Origin of the sequence: Vibrio sp. 1562 (assembly GCF_033340155.1) — a bacterium.
GTDB classification, from domain to species: Bacteria; Pseudomonadota; Gammaproteobacteria; order Enterobacterales; family Vibrionaceae; genus Vibrio; species Vibrio alginolyticus.
The window spans coordinates 76,122-102,061 of the sequence record NZ_JAWOVY010000016.1 but is presented as its reverse complement, the minus strand read 5'-3'; the positions used below and the strand labels follow the sequence as shown (position 1 = coordinate 102,061).

24 protein-coding genes are annotated in these 25,940 nt (G+C 46.5%); 14 read left to right on the top strand and 10 right to left on the bottom strand.

Going from position 1 to position 25,940, the window contains the following annotated elements; genetic code table 11:
• Positions 1 to 187 precede the first annotated feature (187 nt).
• The gene (locus tag R7Z49_RS16605; RefSeq protein ID WP_005378882.1) at positions 188 to 1,168 is read left to right on the top strand and encodes an MDR family oxidoreductase; all 981 of its coding nucleotides are present in this window, start codon (positions 188 to 190) and stop codon (positions 1,166 to 1,168) included.
• A gap of 52 nt (positions 1,169 to 1,220) precedes the next feature.
• Here the strand turns inward: R7Z49_RS16605 and R7Z49_RS16600 are convergent, their stop codons facing one another.
• Both R7Z49_RS16600 and R7Z49_RS16595 read right to left on the bottom strand, forming a co-directional pair.
• Positions 1,221 to 2,165, bottom strand: a complete 945-nt coding sequence (locus tag R7Z49_RS16600; RefSeq protein WP_318111837.1) for a LysR family transcriptional regulator — start codon at positions 2,163 to 2,165, stop codon at positions 1,221 to 1,223.
• A 167-nt stretch (positions 2,166 to 2,332) separates the two neighbouring features.
• Positions 2,333 to 2,515 carry a hypothetical protein gene (locus R7Z49_RS16595; protein WP_005378880.1) on the bottom strand — a complete coding sequence of 61 codons (183 nt, stop codon included), beginning with the start codon at positions 2,513 to 2,515 and terminating at the stop codon, positions 2,333 to 2,335.
• Between the two features lie 133 nt (positions 2,516 to 2,648).
• Here R7Z49_RS16595 and tusA point away from each other — a divergent pair, with 133 nt between their 5' ends.
• On the top strand, positions 2,649 to 2,897 hold the full coding sequence (gene tusA / locus R7Z49_RS16590; RefSeq protein ID WP_005378879.1) for a sulfurtransferase TusA: 249 nt from the start codon (positions 2,649 to 2,651) through the stop codon (positions 2,895 to 2,897).
• A 44-nt stretch (positions 2,898 to 2,941) separates the two neighbouring features.
• Here the strand turns inward: tusA and R7Z49_RS16585 are convergent, their stop codons facing one another.
• Positions 2,942 to 3,202: a hypothetical protein gene (locus R7Z49_RS16585; protein ID WP_005378878.1), complete on the bottom strand. Its 261-nt coding sequence runs from the start codon at positions 3,200 to 3,202 to the stop codon at positions 2,942 to 2,944.
• A gap of 160 nt (positions 3,203 to 3,362) precedes the next feature.
• A complete protein-coding gene (locus R7Z49_RS16580; protein ID WP_005378877.1) occupies positions 3,363 to 3,917 on the bottom strand; it encodes a TMEM165/GDT1 family protein in 555 nt (184 codons plus the stop codon).
• Positions 3,918 to 4,401: 484 nt separating this feature from the next.
• Here R7Z49_RS16580 and glyQ point away from each other — a divergent pair, with 484 nt between their 5' ends.
• The 4 genes from glyQ (at position 4,402) to R7Z49_RS16560 (ending at position 11,184) form a co-directional block, all read left to right on the top strand.
• Entirely contained in the window at positions 4,402 to 5,319 is a 918-nt protein-coding gene (gene glyQ / locus R7Z49_RS16575) for a glycine--tRNA ligase subunit alpha (protein WP_318111836.1), read from the top strand.
• Between the two features lie 13 nt (positions 5,320 to 5,332).
• Positions 5,333 to 7,399, top strand: coding sequence for a glycine--tRNA ligase subunit beta (glyS, locus tag R7Z49_RS16570; RefSeq protein ID WP_085570055.1), 2,067 nt, complete (start codon positions 5,333 to 5,335; stop codon positions 7,397 to 7,399).
• Positions 7,400 to 7,616: 217 nt separating this feature from the next.
• On the top strand, positions 7,617 to 9,701 hold the full coding sequence (locus R7Z49_RS16565) for an alpha-amylase (protein ID WP_318111835.1): 2,085 nt from the start codon (positions 7,617 to 7,619) through the stop codon (positions 9,699 to 9,701).
• Between the two features lie 229 nt (positions 9,702 to 9,930).
• The gene (locus R7Z49_RS16560) at positions 9,931 to 11,184 is read left to right on the top strand and encodes a valine--pyruvate transaminase (protein WP_025768941.1); all 1,254 of its coding nucleotides are present in this window, start codon (positions 9,931 to 9,933) and stop codon (positions 11,182 to 11,184) included.
• 127 nt (positions 11,185 to 11,311) lie between these two features.
• Here the strand turns inward: R7Z49_RS16560 and R7Z49_RS16555 are convergent, their stop codons facing one another.
• From R7Z49_RS16555 to dnaA, 6 genes are all read right to left on the bottom strand, one after another.
• A complete protein-coding gene (locus tag R7Z49_RS16555; protein ID WP_005378857.1) occupies positions 11,312 to 11,749 on the bottom strand; it encodes an Hsp20 family protein in 438 nt (145 codons plus the stop codon).
• 533 nt (positions 11,750 to 12,282) lie between these two features.
• On the bottom strand, positions 12,283 to 12,699 hold the full coding sequence (locus tag R7Z49_RS16550; protein WP_025768940.1) for a GreA/GreB family elongation factor: 417 nt from the start codon (positions 12,697 to 12,699) through the stop codon (positions 12,283 to 12,285).
• Positions 12,700 to 13,042: 343 nt separating this feature from the next.
• Positions 13,043 to 15,460: a DNA topoisomerase (ATP-hydrolyzing) subunit B gene (gene gyrB, locus R7Z49_RS16545; RefSeq protein WP_042523897.1), complete on the bottom strand. Its 2,418-nt coding sequence runs from the start codon at positions 15,458 to 15,460 to the stop codon at positions 13,043 to 13,045.
• Positions 15,461 to 15,473: 13 nt separating this feature from the next.
• Positions 15,474 to 16,553 (bottom strand): DNA replication/repair protein RecF, encoded by a 1,080-nt coding sequence (recF, locus tag R7Z49_RS16540; RefSeq protein ID WP_005378839.1) that lies wholly within the window; start codon positions 16,551 to 16,553, stop codon positions 15,474 to 15,476.
• Positions 16,554 to 16,562: 9 nt separating this feature from the next.
• Entirely contained in the window at positions 16,563 to 17,663 is a 1,101-nt protein-coding gene (gene dnaN / locus R7Z49_RS16535; protein ID WP_005394106.1) for a DNA polymerase III subunit beta, read from the bottom strand.
• Positions 17,664 to 17,726: 63 nt separating this feature from the next.
• Complete coding sequence (dnaA, locus tag R7Z49_RS16530; protein WP_005378835.1) at positions 17,727 to 19,133, bottom strand: chromosomal replication initiator protein DnaA; 1,407 nt, start codon at positions 19,131 to 19,133, stop codon at positions 17,727 to 17,729.
• Between the two features lie 412 nt (positions 19,134 to 19,545).
• On the opposite strand from dnaA, the gene R7Z49_RS16525 reads away from it, so the two are divergent.
• From R7Z49_RS16525 to mnmE, 8 genes are all read left to right on the top strand, one after another.
• Complete coding sequence (locus tag R7Z49_RS16525) at positions 19,546 to 20,292, top strand: amino acid ABC transporter substrate-binding protein (RefSeq protein WP_005378831.1); 747 nt, start codon at positions 19,546 to 19,548, stop codon at positions 20,290 to 20,292.
• A gap of 114 nt (positions 20,293 to 20,406) precedes the next feature.
• Entirely contained in the window at positions 20,407 to 21,078 is a 672-nt protein-coding gene (locus R7Z49_RS16520; protein WP_005378829.1) for an amino acid ABC transporter permease, read from the top strand.
• The gene (locus R7Z49_RS16515) at positions 21,075 to 21,812 is read left to right on the top strand and encodes an amino acid ABC transporter ATP-binding protein (RefSeq protein WP_054730019.1); all 738 of its coding nucleotides are present in this window, start codon (positions 21,075 to 21,077) and stop codon (positions 21,810 to 21,812) included. Before R7Z49_RS16520 ends, R7Z49_RS16515 begins: the two co-directional genes overlap by 4 nt.
• Before the next feature lie 242 nt (positions 21,813 to 22,054).
• Complete coding sequence (gene rpmH / locus R7Z49_RS16510) at positions 22,055 to 22,189, top strand: 50S ribosomal protein L34 (RefSeq protein WP_005378825.1); 135 nt, start codon at positions 22,055 to 22,057, stop codon at positions 22,187 to 22,189.
• A gap of 46 nt (positions 22,190 to 22,235) precedes the next feature.
• Positions 22,236 to 22,559, top strand: coding sequence for a ribonuclease P protein component (gene rnpA, locus R7Z49_RS16505; protein ID WP_005394102.1), 324 nt, complete (start codon positions 22,236 to 22,238; stop codon positions 22,557 to 22,559).
• Positions 22,526 to 22,783: a membrane protein insertion efficiency factor YidD gene (yidD, locus tag R7Z49_RS16500; RefSeq protein WP_005378822.1), complete on the top strand. Its 258-nt coding sequence runs from the start codon at positions 22,526 to 22,528 to the stop codon at positions 22,781 to 22,783. Before rnpA ends, yidD begins: the two co-directional genes overlap by 34 nt.
• 2 nt (positions 22,784 to 22,785) lie before the next feature.
• On the top strand, positions 22,786 to 24,408 hold the full coding sequence (yidC, locus tag R7Z49_RS16495) for a membrane protein insertase YidC (protein WP_005383834.1): 1,623 nt from the start codon (positions 22,786 to 22,788) through the stop codon (positions 24,406 to 24,408).
• 130 nt (positions 24,409 to 24,538) lie between these two features.
• Positions 24,539 to 25,900 (top strand): tRNA uridine-5-carboxymethylaminomethyl(34) synthesis GTPase MnmE, encoded by a 1,362-nt coding sequence (gene mnmE / locus R7Z49_RS16490; protein WP_005383836.1) that lies wholly within the window; start codon positions 24,539 to 24,541, stop codon positions 25,898 to 25,900.
• Positions 25,901 to 25,940: the final 40 nt, after the last annotated feature.

Below are 25,940 nucleotides of genomic sequence, written 5' to 3'. Positions count from 1 at the left end.
TTTAGTATTACACTTAAGGGCGACAATTGATGTCGCCCTTTTTGTTTTACATCAAACATGCATGAAGAGCATACATTAAATGCTCAAGTTTCATTTTATTCATAGACAAAGAAGACATACACTTAGACCAGTTGATATCTTGCTGCATGTGACCCAGAGTCATGCTACCGCACAATCGGAGAACCTTATGTTTAATGCTCTAGTTCTAAATCAAGAAGACAAACGTACTATCGCTAACATCGAGCAAATCGATGAAACACAACTGCCTGAAGGCGACGTTCTGATTGACGTTGATTACTCATCGTTAAACTACAAAGACGGTCTTGCGATCACAGGTAAAGGTAAAATCATCCGTAACTTCCCGATGGTGCCAGGTATTGACCTAGCAGGTACGGTAGTAAGCTCAGAAGACGACCGCTACCAAGCTGGTGACAAAGTTGTCCTTACTGGCTGGGGCGTGGGTGAAAACCACTGGGGTGGTATGTCTCAGCGTGCTCGTCTAAAAGCGGATTGGCTAGTACCACTACCAAAAGGTCTAGACAGCAAGAAAGCAATGATGGTTGGTACTGCTGGCTTCACTGGTATGCTGTGTGTTCAAGCACTGCTTGATGCAGGCATCAAACCTGAAAATGGCGAAATCCTAGTAACTGGCGCAAGTGGCGGTGTAGGCTCAGTCGCAGTAACGCTTCTAGCACAGCTTGGCTACAAAGTTGCTGCAGTGACAGGTCGTGTAGAAAAAAATGGCCCGCTACTTGAAAAACTAGGTGCTAGCCGCATCATCGACCGTACTGAATTTGAAGAACCAGCACGTCCACTTGAAAAGCAAGTATGGGCAGGTGCGGTTGATACTGTAGGCAGCAAAGTACTGGCTAAAGTATTGGCGCAAATGGATTACAACAGTGCAGTTGCAGCTTGTGGTCTTGCAGGTGGTTTTGATCTACCAACCACAGTGATGCCGTTCATCCTACGTAATGTTCGCCTACAAGGTGTGGACTCAGTAATGTGCCCAACAGAGAAACGTATCGCAGCATGGGAAAAGCTGGTCGAGCTACTACCAGACAGCTACTTCGAGCAAGCGTGTACTGAAGTTGCTCTTGCTGAAGCACCGAAATATGCAGAAGACATCACCAACGGTCAAGTAACGGGTCGTGTGGTTATCAAGCTATAAACACTGACTCAGTGTAAACAGACGAAGAGCCGGCATTGCTGGCTCTTTTTTGTTAGCAGTTCAGTCCCATATCTTCGATACGTTTAGCTATCAGACGGCTACACTCTTCACGCACAATCGTTCTTAACCATTCTTGAGCGGGAGAATGCTCGCAACGCGCATGCCAAATCATCGAGTATTCAAACGGCGTGAATTGGAATGGTAACGGTTTCACCACCAAGTCATAACGCTCGGCAACCAGATACGCCAAGTCCGCTGGCACTGTGATGATAATTGGCAAGGTATCCATGATCGCCAATGCGGCTTCTAAATGATAAGCCCGCAGAACCATTTTACGCTTAGGTTTCTCCATCAAAGCTTGTTCGATCAGTGCCTTAACACCATCACTGATGGCGATCATGGCATGTGGATGACTCAGATAATCATCCAAGCTCATTTCTTTATCCGCTAATGGATGCTGTTTTGAAAGCATACACAGCCCCCCCACTCGCCCCAACACTTCACTGCGTAGAGGCTCCACCGGGCCTGTCGGGCGACAAATCGCTAAGTCTGCACCTTCATAAGTGAGCTGATCTGATAAACGGTCGTGTTGCAGTGGTAAGAAGTTGAAAGACACGTTTGGTGCTTCTTGGTAAATTCTCGGCAAAGCGAACGGTAAGATCGTTTGCATGGCATAATCGGTGGTCACGATGTTGAAAGTCTGTACGCATTGCAATGGGTCAAACTCAACCGGAGATAACAACTGACGTAAAGACTCTAATGGTTCGCCCAATGAGCGATCGATCTCTAACGCTTTCTGAGTTGGGATCAAATGCTGTCCCTGACGAGTAAACAGCGGGTCTCCCAACAAGTCACGTAGACGACCAAGCACACGACTCATTGCCGATTGACTCAAGTTCAGACGTGTTGCCGCCTTACTGACACTGTTTTCTTCTATCAGTACTCGCAACGCAACCAGTAAATTTAAATCTCGGCGATAGATATCTTCCAGTTCCACGAATTAGCCACTTATTTTGTATGTGTTTGGGTAAATTGTACTCTTTAGGCAAAAAAAATCCCGCCTTTCAGCGGGGAAGCCCAAGAAAAATGGGGATAGTGTCGGAATGAAGTGTCGGTAAAAATAGGTGAGCGTTATTAAAAGCATTCTGATCCAAGCAAGAAGCGCTAATTTTCTTGCTCAGATGCGCCAGACCATCTGCGCATCTCGATCCAAATCCCAATAATAGTGGCAACCATGCCTACTAGAGGCGTCAAAGAGGTGTCAGCTGGCGTCCTGAGTACCAATGCACAAAACGAGATAAAACACAGCACTGAGTAAATCGTAAGTCTGTCTAACGCTGTTAACATTGCCTCTCCCCTGCCAGTTGTTACCAAATTGTTAATTTAAGGTAAAACAAAAAATTCGGTTTGCCAAGTGGTTATTGAATATTTTTTCAACGAAAGTAAAATTCAACGTTCAGTTAGTTACGAGAATCACACTATGAGCTTTAATCCTGAACTGGCAAACAAGACATTAGAGGCGGAAGGACTGCGCTGCCCAGAGCCAGTGATGATGGTCAGGAAGACAATTCGCAACATGCAAGATGGTGAGATTTTGCTGGTCAAAGCAGACGATCCATCCACAACTCGAGACATTCCGAGTTTCTGCCGCTTTATGGACCACCAATTAGTTGCGGCACAAACGGAGCAAGTTCCGTATCAGTACCTGATCAAGAAAGGATTGGAATAATCTGGTCGAACTAAAAACGGCAGCCAATATTGGCTGCCGTTTGTTTATTCGTCGTATTCGAGTGTGCGAACTTCTGATTGGAGCTTGTTAAGTTGTTTCTTCATTGCCCGCATCTCTTCATGCATAGGAATGATGTGAGCGACACGAATCCACGCTTCTACTGTCAATCCAGTAAGAACGAACGATCCTGCTACAATCGGTAACCACATATCAGTTAGCACCATCGCTAGTAAACACAGCGCTAAACCAAAAGTGAATAAATAACTCTGACTCTTCGGGGACATCCCCATGTAACGTGTAAGCATAAACTTGCCCTCTCGCTATCATTCACACCATTAAACTACCATGACAAGTATGACACTTATATGTCATCCGTCACGCAACGGAACGATTTAGAGTCAGAGTTTGAACTCGCGCAGCACGCTACTAATGATTGATAACTCACATCATTTCACGTGCAAAAAATCAGAACAGTGCAGCCCCTATTGCCAGAGCAATAAACAAAAATGCGGTGATTTTACGGATCAGCCCTAAAGGCATCTTGTCGGCCGACAATTTACCAATCAGGACCACAGGTACATTCGCCAGCAGCATACCGATTGTGGTACCGATAATCACCAAACTTAACGCATCCGCGTATTGCGCCCCTAAGATGGAAGTGGCGATCTGAGTTTTATCGCCTATCTCCGCAACGAAGAACGCGATAAAGCTGGCAATAAATGGGCCTCGATTAGAAATCTGTTCGTCATCATCCAGTTTGTCCGGGATCAGAACCCAAGCCGCCATCGCGACAAAACTGACCACCAGCACCCACTTTAAAATCTCAGGTGATAGATAGTCTGCGACAACCACACCTAACCATGCAGCCAAAGCGTGGTTGGCAATAGTTGCCAAAAAGATTGCTGCAATAATTGGGATTGGTTTTCGGTAACGACTTGCGAGTAATAGAGATAGCAATTGGGTCTTATCGCCAATTTCTGCTAACGCTACAGTAGTAATTGAAATAGCTAAAACGCTCACGACATGCTCATTGGGGCAGGGATTATTATTTTTAACCGAAGACAAACCTCACGCCCCTACCCCGGTTCGTGATGATTTGTCTAAGGTCTTGCTAAACTTGAAAGGCTTCAAGTCTCGAACGCCATGGTGATTTTGCACCAATTATGTTGACGGACGAACCAGATGAAACAGAAACTTCATCAGGTAAGCTACTCCCCAAAGACAGGCGCAATTCTAGCCACCTTTGTTGCGCTTCTCAAGAGCCAAAGCAGGCAAAAACTCCCTTTTAGGAAAAATACAGCAGATAACGCGGTAAAAATTCATTAAAGGAGAAAATCGCCCACGAATTAATCAAGATTAGCTCTACTCCCATGCTCAATATCTGGTTATACTAGATTGTTAATTTATTCAACCGTAATTACTCTTTATCGCCGTTGTTAGAGTTGAAAAACTCGGCATAGATGACGAATTAACGAGTAACAAGAGAATCGCGCGAACCTGACTTATGCAAAAATACGATATCAAAACCTTCCAGGGAATGATCCTCGCGCTGCAGGATTATTGGGCTCAAAATGGTTGTACCATTGTTCAACCGCTAGATATGGAAGTGGGTGCGGGTACCTCTCACCCAATGACCTGTCTACGAGCGCTTGGCCCAGAGCCAATGTCGACAGCTTACGTACAACCTTCACGTCGTCCTACTGATGGCCGTTACGGTGAAAACCCTAACCGTCTTCAGCACTACTACCAATTCCAAGTAGCGCTAAAACCATCGCCTGACAATATTCAAGAGTTGTACCTTGGCTCCCTTGAAGTTCTTGGTCTTGACCCTCTTGTACACGACATCCGTTTCGTAGAAGACAACTGGGAAAACCCAACACTAGGCGCATGGGGTCTGGGCTGGGAAGTTTGGCTAAACGGCATGGAAGTGACTCAGTTTACTTACTTCCAGCAAGTTGGTGGTCTTGAGTGTAAGCCAGTAACTGGTGAGATCACTTACGGTATCGAACGTCTAGCAATGTACATCCAAGAAGTAGACTCTGTTTACGACCTAGTTTGGAACATCGCGCCAGACGGCAGCAAAGTGACTTACGGTGACATCTTCCACCAAAACGAAGTAGAGCAATCAACTTACAACTTCGAGCACGCAGACGTTGATTTCCTATTTGGTTTCTTCGAACAGTGTGAGAAAGAGTGTAAAGAGCTGCTTGAGCTTGAAAAGCCACTGCCACTACCTGCTTACGAGCGCATTCTAAAAGCTGGTCACGCATTCAACCTACTAGACGCGCGTAAAGCGATCTCAGTAACTGAACGCCAACGTTACATCCTACGCATCCGCAACCTGACGAAAGCAGTTGCAGAAGCATACTACGCATCGCGTGAAGCTCTTGGCTTCCCAATGTGTAAGAAAGAACAAGCGTAAGGGGTAGAGTAACATGGCAAAAGAATTTCTAATCGAGCTAGGCACAGAAGAGCTACCACCAACGCAACTTCGCACTCTAGCTGAAGCATTCGCAGCAAACTTCGAAGCAGAACTAAAAGGCGCTGAGCTTGCTCATGAAGGCGTTAAATGGTTCGCGGCACCTCGTCGTCTTGCACTTAAAGTAGCAGCACTAGCAGACAGCCAGTCTGACAAAGTTGTTGAAAAGCGTGGTCCGGCGGTTTCTGCAGCGTTTGACGCGGAAGGCAACCCAACAAAAGCGGCTCAAGGCTGGGCACGCGGTTGTGGCATCACGGTTGACCAAGCAGAGCGCATGGTAACAGACAAAGGTGAATGGCTACTGTTCAAACAAGAAGTGAAAGGTCAGCCAACGTCTGAGATCGTGGTTGAACTTGCAGCGAAAGCACTAGCAAACCTACCTATCGCAAAACCAATGCGCTGGGGTAACAAAACGACTCAATTTATCCGTCCAGTTAAGACGCTAACCATGCTAATGGGCAGCGAGCTAATCGAAGGCGAGATCCTTGGTGTTGCTTCAGACCGCACTATCCGTGGTCACCGCTTCATGGGTGAGCAAGAGTTTACTATCGATTCTGCTGAGCAATACCCTGCGATCCTAGAAGAGCGCGGTAAAGTAATGGCAGATTACGAAGCGCGTAAAGCAATCATCCTAGCTGACGCACAAAAAGCGGCAGCAGCAGTTGGCGGTATCGCTGACCTAGAAGATGACCTAGTAGAAGAAGTAACGTCTCTGGTTGAATGGCCAGTAGTACTAACAGCGAAGTTCGAAGAAGAGTTCCTAAAAGTGCCTTCTGAAGCGTTGGTTTACACCATGAAAGGTGACCAGAAGTACTTCCCTGTTTATGACGAAAACAAGAAGCTACTACCTAACTTCATCTTCGTATCGAACATCGAATCAAAAGAGCCTCGTTACGTAATCGAAGGTAACGAGAAAGTAGTTCGCCCTCGTCTTGCTGACGCAGAGTTCTTCTTCAACACAGACCGTAAGCGTCCGCTTATCGACCGTCTGCCTGAACTAGAGCAAGCGATCTTCCAAAAGCAACTGGGTACGATCAAAGACAAAACAGACCGCATCACAGAGCTTGCTGGCTACATTGCTGAGCAAATCGGTGCTGACGTTGAGAAATCAAAGCGTGCTGGTCTACTAGCAAAATGTGACCTAATGACCTCAATGGTATTCGAATTCACGGATACTCAAGGTGTTATGGGTATGCACTATGCTCGCCACGACGGTGAAGCAGAAGAAGTTGCAGTAGCACTGAACGAGCAATACATGCCTCGTTTCGCAGGTGATGAACTGCCATCAAACGGTGTTTCAACTGCAGTTGCAATGGCAGACAAGCTAGACACTATCGTAGGTATCTTCGGTATTGGTCAAGCGCCTAAAGGCAGCGATCCATTCGCACTACGCCGCGCATCTCTAGGTGTACTACGTATCATCGTTGAATACGGCTACAACCTAGATCTTGTTGACCTAGTAGCGAAAGCGAAGTCACTGTTCGGCGACCGCCTAACCAACGACAACGTTGAACAAGACGTTATCGAGTTTATGCTTGGTCGTTTCCGTGCTTGGTACCAAGACGAAGGCTTCAGTGTAGACATCATTCAAGCAGTTCTAGCTCGTCGTCCGACGAAACCAGCAGACTTCGACCAACGAGTTAAAGCGGTTTCTCACTTCCGTGAACTAGAAGCAGCAGAGTCTCTAGCAGCAGCGAACAAACGTGTAGGTAATATCCTAGCGAAATTCGACGGCGAACTAGCAGCAGACATCGACCTAGCACTTCTACAAGAAGACGCAGAGAAAGCACTAGCAGAAAGCGTTGAAGTAATGACGGAAGCGCTAGAGCCAGCATTTGCTACAGGTAACTACCAAGAAGCCCTAAGCAAGCTAGCTGACCTACGTGAACCAGTTGATGCATTCTTTGATAACGTAATGGTAATGGCAGACGACGAAGCACTTAAGAAGAACCGTCTGACACTACTGAACAACCTGCGTAACCTGTTCCTACAGATCGCAGACATTTCTTTGCTTCAAAAGTAATTCATTACTCTTCGAAGTGATTAAGAAATAACTAAAAGGGAAGCAGATGCTTCCCTTTTTTGTTGCCTTCAAACCGATGAAGGTGACGCTTATTATTCATTTTGTGAACAAGACTAAAATTTGTAGGGTGAGACGCGTTTAACTTGTTGGTGTAGAGCTCGGATTGTAGAGGCACAGTTTTGCTATAACTGGACTGTTTATTCGGGGGAAGGACACAATGAAAAAAACAATTCTCGCACTCTCTATCGGTCTACTGAGCGCCTGCAGCCAGATACCAGAAAATGCCATCGTATTAAACGTTGGTGATGACACTGCTGTTTTTGAGGAAAACTCACAAGGCTTACTTGTCGCTGAGCAAAAACTCGAAAAAGGCAGCTACACCTTTACCATTGCCGACAGTAATCAAAGCTGTGGCAGTAGCTTTGCCCTAGCAGAAGAAGATCGCATCAAATTCAATCGTCCATTAAAAATGGATAACTGCGCCACTGACGCACAAATGCCGCTGCGCATCTTCAAAGCCAATACCTATCAATTTACGCTCAATCCAACCACCAATGAGCTGACGGTAAAAATCAAACCAAAACAGAGTCAGGACATCACCTACTCTTGCCCTGTCGCAACTGACACGCCAAAAACCATCAACGTTGCCCAAACCTTTAATGATGGCACTGTCGTTCGTGATGCCTTAACCGGACAAGAAACCACTGTCGCCAATGGCAGCGTCACCATGCAGCCGGGTCCTATGAGCCAAGGTCTATTGCTGCTAGAAGAAGTTGAACAGCAAGCCGACAAACCGTTCAGTTGGGACAATGCGACGGTGTACTTCGTCATGACCGACCGCTTCTACAATGGCAACCCAGACAACGACAACAGCTACGGTCGCAGCAAAGACGGAAAATATGAGATTGGTACCTTCCACGGTGGTGACTTAGCAGGTCTGACGAAAAAACTCGATTACATCGAATCACTTGGTGTGAATGCTATCTGGATAACCTCACCACTGGAACAAATCCACGGCTGGGTTGGTGGCGGCGATAAAGGCGACTTTAAGCACTACGGCTACCACGGCTACTACCATCAAGATTGGACCAAGCTTGATGCCAACATGGGTACCGAAGATGAACTCAGAACCTTCGTCGATACCGCCCACAAGAAAGGTATCCGCGTGATTTGGGATGTGGTCATGAACCACACAGGTTATGCGACATTAGCGGACATGCAGGAATTCGGATTTGGTCAGCTTTACCTTGATGACCAAGAAGCCAAAGAAGTCCTTGGTGAAAAATGGACCGACTGGCAGCCAAAATCAGGACAAAGCTGGCATAGCTTCAACGACTACATCAAATACGGTGATAGCGAAGCGTGGGATAAATGGTGGGGCAAAGATTGGATCCGCACCGACATTGGCGACTACGATGCTCCGGGCTACAACGATATCACCATGTCTTTGAACTACCTACCGGATCTCAAAACCGAATCGACTCAGAAAACCGGATTACCAAACTTCTTCCGCAATAAAGACACCAATGCGCAAGATGAGCTGCAAACCCCACGTGAACATCTGATTACCTGGTTATCCGATTGGGTGCGCGACTACGGCATTGATGGCTTCCGTGTCGACACCGCTAAACACGTTGAAATGGAAGCGTGGGCAGAGTTGAAAGCCAGCACCACCCAAGCGCTTGCTCAGTGGAAGCAAAACAACCCAGACAAAGCCTTGGATGACCTACCTTTCTGGATGACGGGTGAAGTGTGGGCACACAGCGTAGTGAAGAGCCCGTATTTCGATAACGGCTTTGATTCCATCATCAACTTCGAGTTCCAATCTGATGTGGCACCAAAAGCGCTGAAGTGTTTCGCTCAACTTGATAATGATTACCGCCATTATGCAGAGCGCATCAATAACGATCCTGAGTTCAACGTGTTGAGCTACTTGTCTTCACACGATACACAGCTGTTTTGGTCAGCGCGCAGCCGCAGCTTTGATGACCAAGCACGTGCCGCGAATGCACTGATGCTGGCTCCGGGTGCAGTACAGATCTATTACGGTGATGAGATAGCTCGTGATTTTGGCATTACTGGTTCAGATGCTCACCAAGGCACACGCTCAGATATGCCATGGGATAAGATTCATGGCGAACGTGAAGATCTACTGCAACATTGGCAAAAGTTGGGGGAATTCCGTAAACGCCACCCAGCGGTTGCTCAAGGTAAGCACATCACTCGCAACCAAGAAGGTTACTACGCGTTCGAACGCCAATACCAAGACGACAAGGTGCTGATTGTTTACACCGGTGAGTAAATCACACTCTCTCCACCAGCAAGGGAAGCATAAGCTTCCCTTTTTTATTGTTCTTTTTGCCCTTTTGTCTCGTTCCTCTGGTCTGATGACGCACTTTTTTCTTTTTCGGCTTAATTCACACTTTGCGTTAATTACACATTGAGGTAAGGTCAAGGATTACTCGATAAGCCGATAAAACATCGGCATAAACATACACAAAGCAATCACAATGAATTAGGTATAAGTCAGCATGCAGTTCTCAAAGTTTGGTGAAAAATTTAATCAGTATTCAGGTATTACGCAGTTAATGGACGATTTGAATGATGGTCTGCGCACACCAGGTGCCATCATGCTCGGTGGAGGTAATCCTGCCGCCATTCCTGCCATGCTCGATTACTTTCACCAAGCCAGTGAGGAAATGCTCGCCAGTGGGGAGCTCGTCGCCGCCCTCGCCAACTACGATGGCCCGCAGGGTAAAGACGCGTTCGTCAAAGCGCTAGCTCAGTTATTCCGTGAAACTTACGGCTGGGATATTTCCGAAAAGAACATCAGCCTAACTAACGGCAGCCAAAGTGGCTTTTTCTACTTGTTCAACTTGTTGGCAGGTAAACAGCCAGACGGTTCGCACAAGAAAGTGCTACTGCCTATCGCGCCTGAATACATCGGTTATGGTGATGCTGGCATTGATGAAGATATCTTTATCTCTTACCACCCAGAAATCGAGCTGTTAGATAACGGCCTGTTTAAATACCACGTCGATTTTGAGCAGCTAACCGTCGACGACTCTGTTGCGGCAATCTGCGCGTCTCGCCCAACTAACCCAACGGGTAATGTACTGACAGATGAAGAAGTACGTAAGCTGGACAAGCTAGCACGTGAGAACAACATCCCGCTGATCATCGATAACGCCTACGGTCTACCTTTCCCGAACATCATCTTTGAAGATGTCGAACCGTTCTGGAATGAAAACACCATCCTATGCATGAGCCTATCTAAACTTGGCTTGCCGGGCGTGCGTTGTGGCATTGTGATTGCGAGTGAAGAAATCACGCAAGCATTAACCAATATGAACGGCATCATCAGCCTAGCGCCGGGCAGTGTTGGTCCAGCGCTGGCAAACCATATAATTGGCAAAGGCGATCTTCTTAAACTGAGTTCAGAGGTGATTAAGCCGTTCTACAAGCAAAAATCACAACGTGCGGTTGAACTGCTCCAACAAGCAATTACCGATGAGCGATTCCGCATCCACAAGCCGGAAGGCGCTATCTTCTTGTGGTTATGGTTTGATGAACTGCCAATCACAACAATGGAACTGTACCAACGCTTGAAAGCGCGTGGCGTATTGATTGTCCCTGGTGAATATTTCTTTATTGGTCAGCAAGACGAGTGGGATCACGCGCACCAATGCCTGCGTATGAACTACGTTCAAGATGATGAGATGATGCAAAAAGGCATTGCGATTATCGCTGAAGAAGTGGAAAAGGCTTACCGCGAAGGTAAATAGACGGATTGAACTCAGCCGTTCTTCTCTTTGAAATTACGGCTTTGAAATAGCGGTTTTGAAAGCACCCAAACTAAAAAGAGCGCCCATATGGCGCTCTTTCTCATTCTATAACCGGGTGGTTAACTGATTAGTTGTTCTCAATCAGGTTGTTGCCACCGATAGCAATCTTACGTGGTTGCATGGCTTCAGGGATTTCACGAACTAAATCGATATGAAGCAGACCGTTTTCCATTGATGCACCCACGACTTTTACGTAATCCGCTAGCTGGAATTTACGTTCAAAATCACGTTCTGCAATACCTTGGTAAACGTAGTTTTTGCCTTCTTCTGCTTTACGTTCGCCCTTCACAATCAACATGTTTTCGTTTTGAGTCAGATCGAGCTGTTCTTCAGCAAAGCCAGCAACGGCCATAGTAATACGGTAGTTGTGCTCGTCTTTTTGCTCAATGTTGTATGGAGGGTAACCGCCAGAAGTATTTTTCGCTGTATTAGCTTCCATCAGGTTTAGCAGACGATCAAAGCCAATTGCATTACGGTATAGTGGTGAGAAATCTACATTACGCATAAATCTATCCTCTTAATTAAGCAATAGTCTTAGTTCAGATGAGTTCCATCCTACTGGCGTGTTTATGCAAAAACCAACGCCGAACTAAGAGATTCTTATCATTCCACTGGCCTTGGTTTGGCTCGGAGACATGATATTGAATCTAAAGGTTTAAGTTGTGTGCTAAAACGCCATATCCTCTTCTGAGCGATCTCGTTTTAGCGATTTCAGAGGGCTGGTCTTCTAGTCTCTAGCAAGCCAGTCACCCTCTTCACAACTAGATATAAGGTCGTCAAAAATGACTTTCAAGGGAAAAAATAAAAAATTTTTAAAGCATCCACTATCCCCTTGAACAGCTTAGTTCCTCATCACTTCGCGATCAGTGATAAAAAGCCCGCCGTTCTGGAGGGCTCAATCTACACTTTACTTGCGGGAGGATTTACGCGCTTTTACAACGCCCTTTTCTGCCGCCTTTTCCTGCTTTAGTTTGCGCTTTTCTTTTAGACTCAACTGCGGTTGTTTCTTTTCTTTCTTACTCATGACTTCACCTCTATTTATTGGCACAACAGACAACCACACAGCATTTTCTGAGCTGGTGGCTGCGATTGATGAACAATTTCAGTAATCACAAAGCAGCGTCGCTGATTAAAAATTTCCACTTCGAGCGCATCATTTTTAGCTCGACCTAATAGTCGAGACCCCAAATAAGAATCGACCGCGAGCATACCTGTCATGGGTTGCCCCTTGCGCGAGCTGACCAATGTCATGCGATATTGATAGGCGCGTTCAACATCCACTAAGCGAACCGTGTCCCCAACCGCAATACGAGCTCGGTTACGGCAATGGGCTTGTTGCTCGCAGGTTTCAAATAGCGATAACAACCTTAGTGGTGATTGATAGGTTAAAAAGCGACTGGTTAACCACCAAGTTCGCAGCGCCAAGCAGTACGCTGAGAACCAGCGTTCAAACATGATTATTTCCTTCTTAATGCCTTGTCTTACAAATAAATTCAGTGCATTGAACCGGAAGTGCATCACTTCCGGCTTAGTTCAGGAAAGTCATCACCATTTTCTTAGTCTCCTTAATCATCAGCTCTTCAGCACTATAGCGAGCAGAAAAAAGAAAGCAAAAGCGCTCAAGCGAACAAAATGGCGAGAAAAAAAGAAAACAGATATAAAATGGCAGGCTTGATCGGGTTGTTGGCATTTAGTACCAGAAAAACATCCGCTTTAGCAGAAAGTGGCGATTTTAGCTGGTGGTACAACAAAAAAAGCAGCGATTTCTCGCTGCTTTTTACTATCACGAAAAGTGTCGTTATACGTCTAGGTTCGCTACTTTCAGTGCGTTCTCTTCGATGAAGTTACGACGAGGCTCTACTTGGTCACCCATTAGCGTAGTGAACAGTTGATCTGCGCCTACCGCATCTTCAATCGTTACCTGCATCATACGACGAGTTTCTGGGTCCATGGTGGTTTCCCAAAGTTGGTCTGGGTTCATCTCACCTAGACCTTTGTAGCGCTGACGGCTTAAGCCACGCATTGACTCTTTCACTAACCAGTCAAGCGCTTCTGCAAAGTTTGCCACTGGCATGGTACGCTCACCACGTTTGATGTACGCGCCTTCTTCCAGAAGTCCATCAAGTGCTTCTGATAGATCAGCCAACTTGCGGTACTCTTTCGAGTTTAGGAAGTCGATGCTAATTGCATGTTCGTGCGTCACGCCGTGAGTACGAACCACAATCTTAGGCAAGTTTAAGCCTAGCTCTTCGTGCTGCTCAACTTCGTAGCTGTACTGGCTTGCACCCACTTCTTTCGCATTCAGCTGTTCAATAAGCTGCTTCGTCCAAGCTTCCACAACTGATGCGTCATGGCATTGCTCTGGCGTTAGGCGAGGAGTGTAAATCAACTCGTTTACCAAAGCACTTGGGTAACGACGGCTCATACGTTCCGCCAGTTTAATACCCGCATTGTACTGTTGAACAAGCTTCTCTAGTGCTTCACCTGCCAATGCTGGTGCTTCTGCGTTTACGTGTAGCGATGCGTTGTCCAGAGCCAATGATACTTGGTATTGGTTCATCGCTTCTTCATCTTTGATGTACTGCTCTTGTTTGCCTTTTTTCACTTTGTATAGTGGTGGCTGAGCGATGTACACATAGCCACGCTCGATAAGCTCTGGCATTTGACGGTAGAAGAAGGTCAACAGTAGCGTACGGATGTGCGAACCATCGACATCGGCATCGGTCATGATGATGATGTTGTGGTAACGAAGCTTGTCCGGGTTGTACTCGTCACGACCGATACCACAACCAAGTGCAGTGATCAGCGTTGCTACTTCTTGCGAAGACAGCATCTTGTCGAAACGCGCTTTTTCTACGTTAAGAATCTTACCTTTTAGCGGTAGGATTGCTTGGTTCTTACGGTTACGGCCTTGTTTTGCGGAGCCGCCTGCCGAATCACCCTCCACTATGTATAGTTCAGAGAGTGCCGGATCTTTTTCCTGACAGTCTGCAAGTTTACCTGGAAGGCCAGCTAGGTCTAGTGCACCTTTACGGCGCGTCATTTCACGAGCTTTACGCGCTGCTTCACGAGCACGTGCTGCATCGATGATTTTCGAACAAACCATCTTCGCTTCTGTCGGGTTCTCAATCAGAAACTCAGACAGTTTTTCACCCATTGCAGACTCAACAGCTGATTTCACTTCAGAAGAAACCAGTTTGTCTTTTGTTTGGCTTGAGAACTTAGGATCAGGCACTTTCACCGAAACAACCGCAGTTAGACCTTCACGCGCATCGTCGCCTGAAGTCGCTGTTTTCGCTTTCTTCGAGAAACCTTCTTTATCCATAAAGCTGTTCAATGTACGTGTTAGCGCAGCACGGAAACCAGCAAGGTGAGTACCACCATCACGCTGTGGGATATTGTTGGTAAAGCAGAAGATGTTCTCTTGGAAACCATCGTTCCATTGCATCGCCACTTCAACTGAAATGCCGTCTTCACGCTCAGAGTTAAAGTGGAAGATTTTTTCGATGATTGGCGTTTTGTTGGTGTTTAGGTGATCAACGAACGCTTGAATACCACCTTCATACATGAAGTGATCATGTTTGTCCGCTTCACGTTCATCAACCAATTTGATCGACACACCAGAGTTCAGGAATGACAGTTCACGCAGGCGTTTCGCCAGAATGTCATAGTGGAACTCAGTGTTAGAGAACGTTTCGGCACTTGGCCAGAAACGAATTTGTGTACCGGTTTTATCCGTATCACCCACAACAGCTAGTGGCGCTTGAGGCTCACCATGGCGGTAGGTTTGCGTATGGATATGGCCACCACGATGAATCGTTAGCTCAACTTTCTCTGATAGTGCGTTTACTACTGAAACACCTACCCCGTGAAGACCACCCGATACTTTGTATGAGTTATCGTCGAACTTACCACCCGCGTGAAGAACCGTCATGATTACTTCTGCTGCAGAGACATTTTCCTCTGAGTGGATTTCTGTTGGAATGCCACGACCATCATCGCTAACGGAAACCGAGTTATCCTCATGAATTGTCACAACGATGTCTTTACAGTGACCTGCCAACGCTTCATCAATTGAGTTATCCACCACCTCGAAAACCATGTGGTGAAGGCCGGTGCCGTCGTCCGTATCGCCGATGTACATTCCTGGACGCTTACGTACCGCATCCAGACCCTTCAGTACCTTAATACTCGATGAATCGTAATTTTCAGACATGAGTTTCTCTCTTCTAGTTTGACTCTATCCTGCCATGTTCCACATGAAACAATTTACCGTTATCGTCCAACATATCGGCGATTTGGCTTTCAGTGATAGAGCTTACAAATACTTGTGCGCCCGTCTCTTTTAAGCAGTCAGCAAGACGCTTGCGACGTTGGCTATCTAATTCCGACGCGAAGTCATCAATTAGGTAAATGCATTGTTTACCGGCCATCTCTGTCAGGTGTTGCCCTTGCGCTACACGCAATGCACACACCATGAGTTTTAATTGACCGCGTGACAGAACATCTTCAACGGGCGTTCCGTTCACTTTAATGCGCAAATCAGCTTTGTTTGGGCCACTAAAGGTGTATCCCAATGCCTGATCACGCTCAAAATTCTTTTCTAGTATCTCGTGGTATGGAGTGTCTTTATCCCAGCCACGATAATACTTCAATTGGATCTCAAATTCTGGCAAAAATGTCTGACAGATAGTTTCTGCGACAGTTTTCATCTGCTCGATGTAACTTGCTCGCCATTGGCTGATGTTTTCAGCCAATCCTGCCATTTCCTGATCCCAATAACTGAGCTCACGATAACTATTGGCGGTTTTCAACAACGCGTTGCGCTGCTTGTTCAGGCGCTTGAACCTTCCCCATGCTTGATAAAAAGCGGGCTCGGTATGAAACACGCCCCAATCAATAAACGCACGACGATGTTTAGGGCCATCTGTCAGTAAATCAAACCCTTCTGGGTGTATCAACTGCAGAGGCAGAACTTGTGCCAACTGCGCTAATTTTTGTCCAGATTGACCGCCTATTTTAACCTCTGTTGAGCCATCACGCTGCTTATTAATGCCGATAGGTAGCTCAAATTGATCCGAGTTCAAAAAACGACCATGAACAAACAGTTCGTCACACTCATTTTGTATCACTCGTCCGGTGAGAGAGCTCTTGAATGAGCGGCCATGCCCGAGCAGATAAACCGCTTCTAAGACACTGGTTTTACCGCTGCCGTTCGGCCCGATAAGAAAGTTAAAGCCTGCTGATAACTCAATATCACAGGCTTTAATGTTTCGAAACTGCTGAATGATGAGACGAGAAAGAGGCATTCAGTTGGCTTATAGACGAATTGGCATCACCACGTACATGGCACTGTCATCGTCGGCATTTTCAATCAACGCGCTAGCGTTAGCATCCGACATCGACACACGTACATTTTCACAACGCAACGTGTTCAGAACATCAAGCACATAGCTTACGTTAAAGCCGATTTCGATGGCGTCACCTTCAAAGGTTACATCAAGCATCTCTTCCGCTTCTTCTTGTTCTGGGTTATTCGCGGTTATGCGCATTTCAGTATCAGCCAGATTCACACGCACGCCACGGAATTTTTCGTTGGAAAGAATAGCAGCACGAGAGAAGGCTTGGCGCAACTCGTCACAACTTGCTATTAGTGTCTTATTGGTGCTCTGAGGCAATACACGGCGGTAGTCAGGGAAACGACCATCAACCAACTTAGAGGTAAAAGTAAAGTTATTCACCTCAGCACGAACATTGGAGCTACCGATCTGAAGTACTACGGGCTGCTCTGGCGCATCCATCAACTTTACTAATTCTTGCACACCTTTGCGTGGCACGATGATTTGCTTCTGCGCAAAGTCCGCACCTAGCTGAGTTTGCGATACCGCCATACGGTGGCCGTCCGTCGCTACGCTGCGTAGCGTGGTGCCGTCAATTTCAAACAACATGCCGTTGAGGTAGTAACGAACGTCTTGATTCGCCATCGAGAACTGAGTTTTGTCGATCAGCGTACGTAAATCAGCTTGGCTCAGTGATACTTCCACTTCACTTTGCCAGTCTTCAATATTAGGGAAATCGTTTGCAGGAAGCGTTGCCAACGAGAAACGGCTGCGACCAGAGCGAACTTGTACGCGATCACCTTCTAATACAAATGTGATGATCGCATCGTCCGGTAAACCACGACAGATATCGAGAAACTTACGCGAAGGAACGGTAATGCTGCCCGCTTCAAAATCACCTTCTAGCGTCACTTTGCTTACTAACTCTACTTCAAGATCGGTTGCCGTCATCGACAATACGTTCTCTTCTACTTTAAGAAGTAGGTTACCCAGGATTGGCAGAGTTGGTCGGCCACCTAAAGCGCCCGAAACCTGCTGTAGCGGTTTGATTAAATGACTACGTTCAATGGTAAATTTCATGCTTGGCTCTTTACGCTGTCAGCTCAATAAATGATTTGCTTAGAATACCGTTATTCTAACCGATTACGAAGACAGGGTGCGAATCAAGTTAGAGTAATCTTCTTTAATGTCGTGGCTCTCTTCACGCAGCTGCTCAATCTTGCGACACGCATGAAGTACGGTCGTATGATCGCGGCCCCCAAACGCATCGCCAATTTCAGGCAAGCTATGGTTGGTTAGTTCTTTTGCTAACGCCATGGCCAGCTGACGAGGACGCGCTACAGAACGAGAACGACGCTTAGACAGCAAGTCCGCCACTTTAATCTTGTAGTATTCCGCCACGGTCTTTTGAATGTTATCGATCGTCACCAGCTTCTCTTGTAGAGCAAGCAGATCGCGCAGCGCTTCACGAACAAAATCAATCGTAATTGGACGACCAGTAAAGTTCGCGTTCGCGATAACACGGTTCAGTGCACCTTCGAGCTCACGAACGTTCGAACGCAGACGCTTGGCAATGAAGAATGCCACTTCATCAGCAAGGTGGATTTGGTGATCTTCGGCTTTTTTCATCAAGATCGCCACACGCGTTTCAAGCTCAGGTGGCTCGATCGCAACAGTAAGACCCCAACCAAAGCGAGATTTAAGACGATCTTCAACGCCATTAATTTCTTTAGGATAACGGTCAGACGTTAGAATGATCTGCTGATTACCTTCCAATAGTGCGTTGAAGGTATGGAAGAATTCTTCTTGTGAACGTTCTTTATTAGCAAAGAATTGGATGTCATCGATAAGGAGCGCATCCACGCTGCGGTAGTAGCGTTTGAATTCTTCAATCGCATTGTTTTGCAGCGCTTTCACCATGTCTTGCACAAAACGTTCTGAGTGCATGTAGACCACTTTTGCGTTCGGGTTGTTATCCACAATCGCGTTACCCACCGCATGCAATAAGTGGGTTTTACCCAAACCCGTGCCGCCGTATAGGAATAGTGGGTTGTAAGCTGCACCTGGGTTATCCGATACCTGACGCGCCGCAGCCAAACCCAGTTGGTTCGACTTACCTTCAACAAAGTTATCGAACTTGTGTTTTGGGTTCATGTTTGAGCGGTGATTGATAGCCGCAATCGCTTGAGCGTCGTCATCCCAGGTTTTGTGTACTGGCTTACGCGCCTGTAATTGCGCAGGAGCAGATGACTCGGCAGCCACATCTGCAGGCGTACGTGTCGGCGCTGGTTTTGGTGCAGAGACAGGTCGGCTCCCCACTTCAAAACGTAAGTTAGGAATATCGCCACCGCAGTATTCCTGCAGTAAGCGAGTAATATTGTTCAGATACTTATCACGCACCCAGTCCAACACAAAGCGGTTTGGCGCGAATAGAGTGAGAGTATTGTCATTGAGCTCCGCTTGTAGCGGACGAACCCACATGCTGAATTCTGTAGCTGGTAGCTCTTCTTGAAGCTGCTGCAAACATTGCAGCCAAAGCGAAGATGACACGGTGCCCCCACTGAGTAATTGAATTATCGGAAAAGACTGGCAATTTTACCTGTTGATAACCAAGATCGCCAGCGATTGATCGACGATCCAGTGAATAAGATCCAAGTTATTCACAATTATTTCTGCAAACTTGATGAGATCAACACACCTTGCCCCAAATTTGCCCACACAACGATCCACAATTGGGCAAAATTCACAAGATCGAGCGATTGGTGATAAGTCTGTGTATTATTTTATTCCCAATGCTGATTTTGTCGATCATTTCGCTAGGTTCAGTTCGCATTTTCGTCACATTTAACATTCTTCTTCTATTATCTAATAACTCACAGGTCTAGGTTATTGCTCTTGGTTATTTATTTAATTGAGCTAACTAACAGTAGTATTTCCAACCATAAAATTATGGAGATGTATTATGAAAAACTGGATTAAGGTTGCCGTTGCAGCCATTGCACTGTCGGCAGCAACCGTACAAGCCGCTACTGAAGTCAAAGTTGGTATGTCAGGTCGCTACTTCCCGTTTACTTTTGTAAAGCAAGACAAGCTACAAGGCTTTGAAGTCGACATGTGGGATGAAATCGGTAAACGTAACGATTACAAAATCGAATACGTAACAGCCAACTTCTCTGGTTTATTTGGTCTTTTAGAAACTGGTCGTATCGATACGATCTCCAACCAAATCACCATGACTGACGAGCGTAAAGCTAAATACCTATTTGCTGACCCTTACGTTGTAGATGGCGCACAAATTACCGTGCGTAAAGGCAACGACAGCATCAAAGGTGTTGACGATCTTGCGGGCAAGACCGTTGCGGTGAACCTAGGCTCTAACTTTGAGCAACTGCTGCGTCAATACGACAAAGACGGCAAGATCAACATTAAAACGTACGACACAGGTATCGAACATGACGTGGCGCTCGGTCGTGCAGACGCGTTTGTAATGGATCGTCTTTCTGCGTTAGAGCTGATTAAGAAAACTGGCCTTCCTCTGGAATTGGCAGGCGAACCGTTTGAGACCATTCAAAACGCATGGCCTTTCGTTGACAACGAGAAAGGTCGTAAGCTGCAAGAAGAAGTAAACAAAGCACTGGCTGAGATGCGCGCAGATGGTACAGTAGAGAAAATTTCCGTGAAGTGGTTTGGCGCTGACATCACGAAATAAGAACTCTTTGTACTTTAGGCCGCAAAGTGGTATCACTCTCGGACTAAAATAAACTTACGTAAAGGTGGAACTTGTTTTCCACCTTTTCTTTTCTCTAGCCTTTAGGTAAGCCGTATGGGATTTGACTTTAATTACATGTTGGAACTGCTGCCGATATTGCTGAAATATCTTGGCACAACCATGGAAATGGCGACATGGGGATTGGTGTTTTCGCTGATTTTATCCGTCATTTTAGCCAATATTCGCGTATTTAAACTGCCAGTTCTGGATCAATTAAGCCAACTGTACATCAGCTTCTTCCGTGGCACCCCACTGTTGGTTCAGCTTTTCCTGCTCTATTACGGCTTACCGCAAATTTTTCCATTGATGGTCGGTATCGACGCCTTTTCAGCAGCGGTTATCGGTTTAACGCTGCACTTTGCCGCTTATATGGCGGAAAGTATTCGTGCCGCCATTATTGGCATTGATCGCAGCCAAATGGAAGCGAGCTTATCGGTCGGTATGACGACATCCCAAGCAATGCGCCGAGTGATTTTACCTCAAGCAACGCGTGTCGCACTGCCTTCATTGATGAACTATTTCATCGATATGATCAAGTCAACGTCTCTTGCTTTCACGCTTGGTGTGGCCGAAATCATGGCGAAAGCACAGATGGAAGCCTCATCAAGTTTCCGTTTCTTTGAAGCTTTCCTTGCGGTTGCTCTTATTTACTGGGGCGTGGTGGTGATTCTGACTCGCGTACAAATCTGGGCAGAAGCAAAACTGAATAAGGCGTACGTACGATGATTAAGTTAGAAAATATTCACAAACGTTTTGGTGAGACTGAAGTGCTGAAAGGCATCGACCTCGATATTAAGCAAGGTGAGATCATCGTGATTATCGGCTCAAGTGGTACGGGTAAATCAACCTTGCTGCGTACGGTGAACTTTCTAGAACAAGCAGATGAAGGTCGTATCACGATAGATGACATCTCCGTTGATACTCAAAAACACACTAAAGCCGAAGTATTAGCGCTGCGTCGTCGAACTGGCTTTGTGTTCCAAAACTATGCCCTGTTTGCCCACATGAATGCGCGCCAGAACATTGCCGAAGGTCTAGTGACCGTTCGAGGTTGGAAAAAAGCCGATGCTCTCAAACGAGCGCAACAAATTCTGGATGACATCGGCCTTGGGGATAAAGGCGATAGTTATCCAGCGTCATTATCTGGCGGCCAACAACAACGTGTGGGTATCGGCCGAGCGATGGCGCTGCAACCAGAACTGCTGTTGTTTGACGAACCAACTTCTGCGCTGGATCCTGAATGGGTCGGTGAAGTTCTCTCATTAATGAAGAAGTTAGCTAATCAGCATCAAACCATGCTGGTGGTGACGCACGAGATGCAATTCGCGAAAGAAGTCGCTGATAGAGTGATCTTCATGGCGGAAGGCAATATCGTTGAGCAAGGTTCTCCACAGGATATCTTCGATAATCCACAAGATCCTCGTTTGAAAAAATTCCTTAACCAAGTAGGAATAGAGTAACGATCAAGCATCAGGATCGATTGATCCTTGAGATTTTACTCACACTACGTATAATCGCCCGGCCGGAATTTCGTACTCATTGAGTCATTGACACATTATGTGAGTGTGATTACAATTCCGCCTCTTTGTTGAGAGGCGTCGGTTGTCCTTCTCTATATAAAGAGCTTCTTTATATAAGAAAGCAAATACCCACGCCGGGTTTAACAAGAACCTAAAACTACTGATCAGTAAAGGTAATTATCATGAAACGCACTTTTCAACCTACAGTTCTAAAGCGCAAGCGTACTCACGGCTTCCGTGCTCGCATGGCAACTAAGAACGGTCGTAAAGTTATCAACGCACGTCGTGCAAAAGGCCGTGCGCGCCTATCAAAATAATCGCTAGTTTATTTTGAACACGTACGCGTTTAATCGGGAGTTACGTTTGTTAACTCCCGAGCATTATCAAAACGTCTTCCAGCAAGCTCATCGAGCTGGCTCGCCTCATTTCACCATCATTGCTCGCAATAACAAACTTTCTCACCCACGATTAGGTTTAGCGGTTCCCAAAAAGCAAATCAAAACGGCTGTCGGTCGTAACCGATTTAAGCGTTTGGCTCGTGAAAGCTTTCGTAACAATCAACATCAGCTTCCAAACAAAGATTTTGTTGTGATTGCGAAGAAAAGCGCGCAAGATTTAAGCAATGAGGAAATTTTTAAGTTGTTTGATAAGCTATGGCAACGCCTGTCTCGCCCTTCACGTGGATAGCCATTGGGCTCGTTTATCTGTATCGCTGGTTTATCAGCCCTTTGATTGGTCCTCGTTGCCGGTTCACACCAACCTGTTCCACTTACGCGCTAGAAGCTTTGAGAGCTCACGGTTTTGTAAAAGGATGTTGGTTATCAGGCAAACGTCTATTAAAATGCCACCCTTTGAATGAAGGGGGGTATGACCCCGTTCCACCAGTCCAAAAACAAGACAGAGATAACTAACGATGGATTCTCAACGTAATATCCTGCTCATCGGTTTGGCCCTGGTTTCTTTTTTGCTGTTTCAACAATGGCAAGTTGCAAAGAATCCAGAACCTCAAGCAGTTGAACAGGCTCAATCAAGCAGCACTCTACCTGCACCATCTTTTGCTGATGAACTTGACCCAGTTCCCGGTCAACAGCAAGCTTCTGCAAAAACTATCACAGTAACGACTGATGTTTTAACTCTGTCGATCGACACCGTTGGTGGCGATGTGGTACATGCCAACCTTAACGAATACTCTGCTGAGTTAGATTCATCAGATTCCTTTGTTCTGCTTAAAGACGCTCAAGGTCACCAATTTATCGCTCAAAGCGGTCTAGTGGGTCCTCAAGGTATCGACTTGAGCAGCACAAATCGCCCTCACTACAACGTAAGTGCAGACAGCTTCACAATGGCTGACGGTCAAGATGAACTTCGCGTTCCGATGACATTCACTGCAAACGGCATCGAATACACCAAAACTTACATCTTTAAACGCGGCAGCTACGCGCTTAATGTTGAATACGATGTAGTGAACAACTCAGGCAACAACGCAACATTTGGTATGTACGCTCACCTACGTCAAAACCTAATGGACGATGGTGGTAGCATCACAATGCCTACTTACCGTGGTGGCGCATACTCAACAGAAGATACGCGTTACAAGAAGTACAGCTTTGATGATATGCAGGATCGCAACCTGTCTCTTAACCTAGCCGATGGCCAAGGTTGGGCAGCAATGATTCAGCACTACTTTGCCGCAGCTTGGATCCCACGTAACGAACCAGGTACTAACCTATACACTCGTGTAATTGGCAACCTCGGCGACATCGGCGTTCGTATGCCGAACAAAACTATCGCAACAGGCGATCAGGCTAAGTTTGAAGCAACACTTTGGGTTGGTCCAAAACTGCAAGATGAAATGGCAGAAGTGGCACCTAACCTAGACCTAGTAGTGGACTACGGCTGGTTATGGTTCATTGCGAAGCCTCTTCATATGTTGCTTTCATTCATCCAGAGCTTTGTTGGCAACTGGGGTGTGGCAATCATCTGTCTGACCTTCATCGTTCGTGGTGCAATGTACCCACTAACAAAAGCGCAATACACGTCTATGGCGAAAATGCGCATGCTACAGCCTAAGCTGCAAGCAATGCGTGAGCGTATCGGTGATGACCGTCAGCGCATGAGCCAAGAAATGATGGAACTGTACAAGAAAGAGAAAGTGAACCCACTAGGTGGCTGTTTACCTCTTATCCTACAGATGCCTATCTTCATCGCGCTTTACTGGGCACTAATGGAATCGGTTGAGCTACGTCACTCTCCATTCTTCGGTTGGATTCATGACCTTTCAGCGCAGGACCCTTACTACATCCTGCCTCTACTGATGGGTGCGTCAATGTTCCTAATCCAGAAGATGAGCCCGACAACAGTAACGGATCCAATGCAGCAGAAGATCATGACCTTTATGCCGGTTATGTTTACCTTCTTCTTCTTGTTCTTCCCATCAGGTCTCGTTCTGTACTGGTTGGTGTCAAACATCGTAACGCTTATCCAGCAAACTCTGATCTACAAAGGATTAGAGAAAAAAGGCTTACACAGCAAGTAACCTTTTAGGAAATGATTGAGAAAGGCGGCCAAAAGGTCGCCTTTTTGTTTTTGGCTGATTACAATTCAGCTAATTAATTGTGATGGCTCCCTAGGTATCTTCCCTATAGCCCAGCTCAAAAGGCAAAATTATGACTACAGATACGATTGTCGCTCAAGCGACCGCGCCTGGTCGTGGCGGTGTCGGTATTATTCGAGTTTCTGGCCCTAAAGCCAACCAAGTGGCGTTAGAAGTCACTGGCAAAACACTAAAGCCCCGCTACGCAGAGTACCTGCCGTTTAAGTCAGAAGATGGCACTGTGCTTGATCAGGGCATCGCACTGTACTTCCCTAACCCGCACTCATTTACCGGTGAAGACGTACTTGAGCTGCAAGGCCATGGCGGCCCTGTCGTGATGGATATGCTGATAAAACGCATTCTAGGTATAGATGGTATTCGAGCTGCTCGCCCTGGTGAGTTCTCTGAACGCGCATTTCTGAACGATAAACTCGACCTCGCTCAAGCCGAAGCGATTGCAGACCTCATTGATGCCAGTTCTGAAGAAGCAGCAAAATCGGCGCTGCAATCCTTACAGGGCGCATTTTCAGGCCGTATTAATACCTTAGTTGAGTCGCTGATTCATTTGCGTATCTATGTTGAAGCAGCCATCGACTTCCCTGAAGAAGAGATCGACTTTTTGGCCGACGGTAAAGTGGCTGGTGACCTACAAGCCATCATCGACAACCTAGATGCGGTGCGCAAAGAAGCTAACCAAGGCGCTATTATGCGTGAAGGGATGAAAGTCGTGATTGCGGGTCGTCCAAATGCGGGCAAATCAAGCCTGCTGAACGCACTATCGGGTAAAGAGTCTGCAATCGTAACCGACATCGCAGGAACCACGCGTGATGTACTGCGTGAGCACATCCATATTGATGGCATGCCACTACACATCATTGATACAGCAGGTTTGCGTGATGCTTCCGATGAAGTAGAGAAAATCGGTATCGAACGCGCGTGGGATGAAATAGCCCAAGCAGACCGCGTGTTGTTCATGGTGGATGGCACGACAACCGATGCCACCGATCCGAAAGATATCTGGCCAGATTTTGTGGATCGCCTACCAGACAACATTGGTATAACTGTGATCCGTAATAAAGCGGATCAAACGGGTGAAGATATGGGGATCTGCCACGTCAATAACCCTACCCTTATCCGTTTGTCAGCGAAGACTGGTGCAGGGGTTGAAGCTCTGCGCGATCATCTCAAGGAGTGTATGGGCTTCTCTGGCAACAGTGAAGGTGGGTTTATGGCTCGTCGTCGTCATCTCGATGCATTAGAACGTGCCGCACAGCACCTTCAAATAGGCCAGGAGCAGCTTGAAGGCTATATGGCTGGTGAAATATTGGCTGAAGAGCTACGCATCACCCAACAACATCTCAATGAGATTACCGGTGAGTTCAGTTCTGACGACTTACTGGGACGAATCTTCTCTTCATTCTGTATCGGGAAGTAAAGTGGGCAAATAACGGAAAACAACAGCAAGCAACGGTAGA